We start from the raw sequence: 6440 nt of genomic DNA on the forward strand, positions 1-6440 counted from the left end.
CTCGTGCCTCACGGTGGTCGCGCCCCCGGTCGATCTTCCCACCACGGTCCGGCGGCGCGCGGCAGGGGCCGCTGCCCGGTTCGCGCCCCCTGCCCGACCTTGTGAGTTGCGTCACGCCGGACGGCCGGGCGTGGTATCGATGTGGCCTGCATCCCCCGAATCCGGGCGCTTCGGGTGGTTGCCACTGGTTACCAGCGGGTAGCATGATGTTGAGTTACTAGTCAGTACGAAAGCGGGGCCGCCGGCCGCCGCCGGACTTAACGGAGTCTCGAATGGGGCACTACAAGAGCAACCTCCGGGACCTGGAGTTCAACCTCTTCGAGGTGTTCAGGCGCCAGGACCTCCTCGGCCGCGGCCCGTACGCGGAGCTGGACGAGGACACCGTGCGCAGCATTCTGGACGAGGTGAACCGGCTGGCCGAGGGGCCGCTCGCCGACTCGTTCGAGGACGCCGACCGCAACCCGCCGAAGTTCGACCCCGCCACCGGCACCGTCGAGATGCCGGAGAGCTTCAAGAAGTCCTACAAGGCGTGGATGGACGCCGAATGGTACCGCCTCGACCTGGCCCCCGAGTTCGGCGGCAGCGGCGCCCCGCGCTCCCTCACCTGGGCCGTCGCCGAGCAGGTGCTGGGCGCCAACCCGGCCGTCTACATGTTCGCCTCCGGCCCCGGCTTCGCCCAGATCCTGTGGTACATCGGCACGCCCGAGCAGAAGCGGTTCGCCGAGCTGGCCCTTGAGCGGCAGTGGGGCGCCACGATGGTGCTGACCGAGCCGGACGCGGGCTCCGACGTCGGCGCCGGCCGCGCCAAGGCGATCCGGCAGCCGGACGGCACCTGGCACATCGAGGGCGTCAAGCGCTTCATCACCTCGGCCGAGCACGACATGGCCGAGAACATCTTCCACCTGGTGCTGGCCCGCCCCGAGGGCGCCGGCCCCGGCACCAAGGGCCTGTCGATGTTCCTCGTCCCCAAGTACCTGGTGGACCTGGAGACCGGTGAGCTGGGCGAGCGCAACGGCGCCTACGTCACCAACGTCGAGAAGAAGATGGGCCTCAAGGTCTCCACGACCTGCGAGCTGACCCTCGGCGAGAAGCACCCCGCGGTCGGCTACCTGGTCGGCGACGTGCACGAGGGCATCAAGCAGATGTTCCTCGTCATCGAGTACGCCCGGATGATGGTCGGCACCAAGGCCATCGCGACGCTGTCGACCGGCTACCTGAACGCGCTGGAGTACGCCAAGGAGCGCGTGCAGGGTGCGGACATGACGCAGATGACGGACAAGACCGCCCCGCGCGTCACGATCACCCACCACCCGGACGTCCGGCGCAGCCTCATGACGCAGAAGGCGTACGCCGAGGGCATGCGCGCGCTGGTGCTGCTCACCGCGTCCTACCAGGACGCCGTGCAGATCGCCGAGTACGAGGGCCGCAAGGACGAGCAGGCCGAGAAGATCAACGACCTGCTGCTGCCGATCGTCAAGGGCTTCGGCTCCGAGCGGGCGTACGCGCTGCTCGGCGCGGAGTCGCTGCAGACGCTCGGCGGGTCCGGCTTCCTGCAGGACTACCCGATCGAGCAGTACATCCGCGACTCCAAGATCGACACCCTGTACGAGGGCACGACCGCGATCCAGGGCCAGGACCTGTTCTTCCGCAAGATCCTGCGGGACAACGGCGAGGCGCTGAAGGTGCTCGCCGGGGAGATCAAGGCGTTCGCCGAGTCCGACGCCGGCAACGGCCGGCTGAAGAACGAGCGTGCCCTGCTCGGCCGCGCGCTGGAGGACGTCCAGGGCATCCTCAACCCGATGATCGGGTGGGCGCTCGGCTCGATGGAGAACCCGAAGGAGCTGTACAAGGTCGGCCTCAACACGACCCGCCTGCTGCTCGGCCTGGGCGACCTCATCGTCGGCTGGCTGCTGCTCCGCCAGGCGGACGTGGCGCTGACCGCGCTCGGCGGCGGCGACGTGTCCGACTCCGACAAGGCGTTCTACAGCGGCAAGGTCGCGGCCGCGCAGTTCTTCTGCCAGACGGTGCTCCCGCGCCTCGCCTCCGACCGCGCCATCACCGAGGCGACGACCCTCGACGTAATGGACCTGGACGAGGCGGCCTTCTAACCCCGCGCCGCTCCCGTTGACTTGCGGCGTGTTGCCCTTATGGACGCCTGGATAAGGGCAACACGCCGCAAGTCGACATAGGGACGGCGGGCGCCGAGCCGTTGAGGCTGTCGACCAGGACGCCCTGACCGCGCTGCTACCGCTGATGATGCTGCGCCGCCTCATCGACGCCCCGTCCCTCGGGCTGGCCGGCAGCGACGGCGCGTGGATCACTCGTCGGCTACGCGACTGCCATCCGGAGCTGCTCACTCTGGCTCAATGAGCCCCGCCCGGACGGCGCACGCGTACGGAATGTAGTTGTCCAGCACATTCGCGGGCACCGCGAGCCGCTCACGTAGATCAGGCTCGTCATCTCGGACGTAGAAGCGGTTGAGACCGTCGAAGAGCGCCAGTTCGTATCCGGCGGCCAGGACGTCGGGCTCCCATTCCTGATGACTTGGCAGGGCCGTCAGCGGAACGGTCGCCTCGACCACGATGGCCCGCGGTCGCCACGCCCGAAGGTCCGCCGACCGCAGCACCGCGGCCTCGGCGCCCTCCACGTCGACCTTCAGCAGGTCAAAGCCCGGTTTCGCATACGCGGCGAGGATCGTCTCCAAGGTGACGACCTCGACGCGCAGTTCCTCATGGCGCCAGCCGTCCGCGAGATGCCTCTCCAGGACCTCCCTGCGCAGGGTGCTGAGACCTCCGCCGCCCTTCTTCCCGCTCCCGGGGACCACCCGGAAGAACGTTGCTGTCCCCGGCTCGTCTCCCACGGCGACGCACAGGCTGACGTCGCCGGGCCGGGCCTGTCGAAGCCGTGCGTGGCGCTCGGGCAGCGGCTCAATGTTGACGCCCCGCCAGCCCAGGCCGTCCACAAGGTTCTTGGTGAGCGAGCCGCTCGCGGGCTCCCCGGCGCCAACGTCCACGAAGAACCCCTCCCGGTGGCCGGCGAAGGCGCGCATCAGCACCACGTCCTCCGCGTTGCCCGCGTACGCGATCAGGTCATAGCCGCCCACGCAGGCCAATCTACGGATGCCTCCCCGATCCCCGCCAAGGGTCGTCACGTGGGCCGCGCCGTCACCGAGGCCATCGGCCGGACCTCATGGCCGCCCCGAAGAGCGCGCGGGCTTTCGCGGGCCGGCGGTCACGGGAATGGACCCACCGGCGTCAGGTGGAGGCAGATGGTCAGGAGCCGGCGGACGACACGACGGCCACGCCTCTCGCGTGGCGCCGGTCGCCGAGCGGGGGACTTCGCGGGCGTCCAGGTGCCGTCCGCGCGGCGGGTGGACGTCCGAGGGCCGCGCGCATGGGGATCAGGTTCGGCGCGGGGACGCTGGCGGGGCACGGGCAGAGCGGCGCGGAGCTGCCGGGCCAGAACTGCGGGCGTCCTGGCCTCGACCAGCCGGTCCGGGAGGAGGGCCCAGAACGAACCAGTGAACTCGCCGTGCCAGATGCAGATACCGGGAAAGACGCGGCACAGGTCATCGAGGGCTCGGTCGATGTCGAAATCCAGTTCCAGGCGTCCGCCCGGACGCGCGGACGGTGCTGGCGCGGGCGCTGAGCGGGCCTGCGGCGGCCGGTCGTACCACGCCTCGGGCATGTGGGTCATCGGGTTGCCTCCGGCCGCGCTACCAGGTGGACGGGAACATGCGGTGCTTGAGGACGGCCTCCACCTGCTCGACGGCGTTCTTGGCGTCGCCGCAGGGGCAGAGGTACCCGTGCCGTCCGCGCCCGGCCTCGTAGTAGGCCCAGCCCCGGCCGGGCGTGGCGTGCACGGTCACCGCCACCCGGGCGTGGTCGTCCGGGCTGAACGCGAAGACCCACAGCACCGGCGGGCGGGTGGGGAACTCGACGGCCTGGTAGAGCTTGACGTAGCGGTAGCTCTTGACCTGGAGGGCGACGGCGAGCAGGTCGAGGTTGCGGATCGCGGTGGAGCGGCCGAGCCGGGTCCGCCACCCCAGCAGGTGGCGGCCCGCCCGGACGTTCAGCGGGCGCAGCGAGCCCATGTGATCTTGCCTTTCTCGTTGAGCGGCCGGACGCCCCAGTCGTGTACGAGTTCGGCCATCAGCAGCAGCCCGCGCCCGCTCTCGGCGTCGTCGTCCCGGCCCTGGACGACGGGCAGGGCGGTGCTCTCGTCCCAGACTTCGATGACGGTGAGCGGCTCGCGCACGTCCGGGTAGACGCGCACGACGATGTGCCCGACGCCGACGTGCTTGTAGCTGTTGGTCACCAGCTCGGTAACCACGAGTCGGCCGAGGAAGTCGTCGGCGTGCCCGAGTTCGCGAAACCGGTCGGTGAGGTAGCGGCGCGCTTTCGCGGGTGCCTCGTCGGATGGATCGAGGACGAGCGGCACCGGCTCCTCGGGCGCGAGCAGTACTGCGGGCATCGGTGAACCCTCCAGCCATGACGAAGGCTGATCTCGAACCGGGCCAACCCACCAAACCGGAAGTACCCGCCGCTATCACCCTGTGTTATCGAACGAACACCATGAAGCCATGGCGCGGCGTAAGATTCCTGGGCACCCGCAGAGGAGTACCAAAACACTCACATCTGGTGCCGCGCTTAGTGCCGTGGATCGGAAGGGGCGTGACGATGCAGAGGATCAAGCCCGAGTTTCAGAGCTTCGGTGCTGAGGTGCGCCGCCTTCGCAAGGCCGCAGGGCTCAACCAGCAGCGACTCGCTGACCTGGTGAACGTGACCCGCAGTTACATCACGCAGATCGAGTGCGGCCGGACGCGTTGCCGCCGGGAGACTGCTCTGCGTCTCGACCGTGCGCTCAAGTCCGGTACGACCCTCGCCGAAACGTGGGACGAGCTACTAGAATCGATCAAGTCCGACAAGTACCCCGAGTTCTTTGCCAACTTCCCAAAGGCTGAGCAGTCGGCCAGTATGCTCCGCGCTTACGAGGAGAGAGTCGTCCACGGCCTGTTCCAAATAGAGGACTATGCGCGAGTCCTGCTGAACGATGAAGATGCCGTAAAGAACAGGATGCGCCGTCAGGAGATACTTGACCGCGATCCTGCACCGGCGGTGACGGTCGTCATGGACGAGGGCGTGCTCTATCGCGAAGTAGGCAGTAAGGAGGTGATGAGGAAGCAACTCGAGCACCTCATCGAGCTGTCTTATCGAGAGAAAATAAATATACAGATCGCGCCGATCAAATACATTCGGAACGTTTGGGCCACCTTTGTGATCGCCACCCTGCCGGATCAGCGGCAGGTCGTCTACACGGCGAAGGCTTACGGAGGTGAGACCTCTACCTCTCCCAATGAAGTAGCTCTAGTGAACGAAACCATGGCGACGCTTCAAGCTGAAGCGTTGAATGCATCTGACACGAGAGCCCTGATCAGAAAGGTTATCGAAGAAAGATGGACCTGAATGCGGCTGTCTGGAGGAAGGCTTCCCGTAGCAACGAGTCAGGTGATGCTTGTATTGAGGTGGCATCCAATGACGAGTTGGTTGCAATTCGCGACAGCAAGGACTCCGGTGGCCACAAGCTCATCCTCAGTCACAGCGATTTTCAATCTTTTGTTCATTCTCTCAAGAGTCTCTAGCCCAACATTCTGCCTAGGTGGCGGGGCGCTAGACAACACGGCTTTAGCCTCGATCCACCGGGTGATTGCTGTTCAGGTTGCGGAAACGACAAAAGGGATGCCCCGTGGCCTGCGATGATGGGCTTGTCTAAGGTCCAGCAGCGCAGAAGCAACGAGGCATCCCGTAAGTGCAATCCTCTCATGTCTCATCGGCGGTGGCTGCCGCGTTCGACGAGCCGAACTTGATCGCCGATGCCGGGCTGGTGCCGGTGGTGCGGCTGGCCGAGCGGGCGGGGTTGCCCGAGCTGGCGGCCGAGGTGCTGCGCATCGGCGGTGCGCGCAACAGCGCCGGCGCCGCCCCGGCGGCGAAGGTGATGTCGCTGGTGGCGGCGATGTGCGCCGGAGCCGACAGCATCGATGACACCGACCGGTTGCGGCATGGGGCGATGCCGACCGCGTTCGACGGGGTCCGGGCACCTTCCACGCTGGGCACGTTCCTGCGGTCGTTCACCCACGGGCACGTCCTGCAGTTGCACGCGGTGCACCGCCGGCTGCTGGGCGAGTTGGCCCGGCGGGCGCCGCTGCTGCCCGGCGCCGACCAGGTCGCCTTCATCGACGTCGACTCCACCCATAAGCGGGTGTTCGGCCGGGCCAAGCAGGGCGCGCAGATCGGGCGGTTCAAAGGGGTCCGGACCCTGCATCCGCTGCTGGCCACGATCTGCACCCCGATCGCCCGCCCGGTCATCGCCGGGGTGCGGCTGCGGCGGGGCAAGGCCGCCGACGCCCGCGGCGCGCAGCGGTTCGTCGCCGAAGCCTTGGC

At 67.6% G+C, this 6440-nt stretch carries 8 protein-coding genes; 5 read left to right on the forward strand and 3 right to left on the reverse strand.

Annotated elements, in window-relative coordinates; genetic code table 11:
• Positions 1-272: 272 nt before the first annotated feature.
• Positions 273-2108 carry an acyl-CoA dehydrogenase gene (locus tag ABTW95_RS04305; RefSeq protein WP_500224462.1) on the forward strand — a complete coding sequence of 612 codons (1836 nt, stop codon included), beginning with the start codon at positions 273-275 and terminating at the stop codon, positions 2106-2108.
• A 245-nt stretch (positions 2109-2353) separates the two neighbouring features.
• Here the strand turns inward: ABTW95_RS04305 and ABTW95_RS04310 are convergent, their stop codons facing one another.
• A complete protein-coding gene (locus tag ABTW95_RS04310) occupies positions 2354-3103 on the reverse strand; it encodes an FkbM family methyltransferase (RefSeq protein ID WP_500224464.1) in 750 nt (249 codons plus the stop codon).
• Positions 3104-3393: 290 nt separating this feature from the next.
• Here ABTW95_RS04310 and ABTW95_RS04315 point away from each other — a divergent pair, with 290 nt between their 5' ends.
• Positions 3394-3648 carry a hypothetical protein gene (locus tag ABTW95_RS04315; RefSeq protein ID WP_500224466.1) on the forward strand — a complete coding sequence of 85 codons (255 nt, stop codon included), beginning with the start codon at positions 3394-3396 and terminating at the stop codon, positions 3646-3648.
• 67 nt (positions 3649-3715) lie between these two features.
• Here ABTW95_RS04315 and ABTW95_RS04320 read toward each other — a convergent pair whose 3' ends face one another.
• Positions 3716-4093: a hypothetical protein gene (locus tag ABTW95_RS04320; protein WP_396448893.1), complete on the reverse strand. Its 378-nt coding sequence runs from the start codon at positions 4091-4093 to the stop codon at positions 3716-3718.
• Positions 4072-4473 (reverse strand): ATP-binding protein, encoded by a 402-nt coding sequence (locus ABTW95_RS04325; protein ID WP_500224470.1) that lies wholly within the window; start codon positions 4471-4473, stop codon positions 4072-4074. The genes ABTW95_RS04320 and ABTW95_RS04325 overlap by 22 nt, the downstream gene beginning before the upstream one ends.
• Before the next feature lie 17 nt (positions 4474-4490).
• On the opposite strand from ABTW95_RS04325, the gene ABTW95_RS04330 reads away from it, so the two are divergent.
• The 3 genes from ABTW95_RS04330 to ABTW95_RS04340 form a co-directional block, all read left to right on the forward strand.
• The gene (locus ABTW95_RS04330; RefSeq protein WP_500224472.1) at positions 4491-5465 is read left to right on the forward strand and encodes a helix-turn-helix domain-containing protein; all 975 of its coding nucleotides are present in this window, start codon (positions 4491-4493) and stop codon (positions 5463-5465) included.
• Positions 5456-5641 (forward strand): DUF397 domain-containing protein, encoded by a 186-nt coding sequence (locus ABTW95_RS04335; RefSeq protein WP_500224473.1) that lies wholly within the window; start codon positions 5456-5458, stop codon positions 5639-5641. The genes ABTW95_RS04330 and ABTW95_RS04335 overlap by 10 nt, the downstream gene beginning before the upstream one ends.
• Before the next feature lie 221 nt (positions 5642-5862).
• A partial coding sequence (locus ABTW95_RS04340; protein WP_500224476.1) for a transposase occupies positions 5863-6440 on the forward strand: 578 nt, incomplete at its 3' end.

Origin of the sequence: Spirillospora sp. NPDC127506, from assembly GCF_040302145.1 — a bacterium.
In the GTDB taxonomy this organism is placed as follows: domain Bacteria; phylum Actinomycetota; class Actinomycetes; order Streptosporangiales; family Streptosporangiaceae; genus Spirillospora.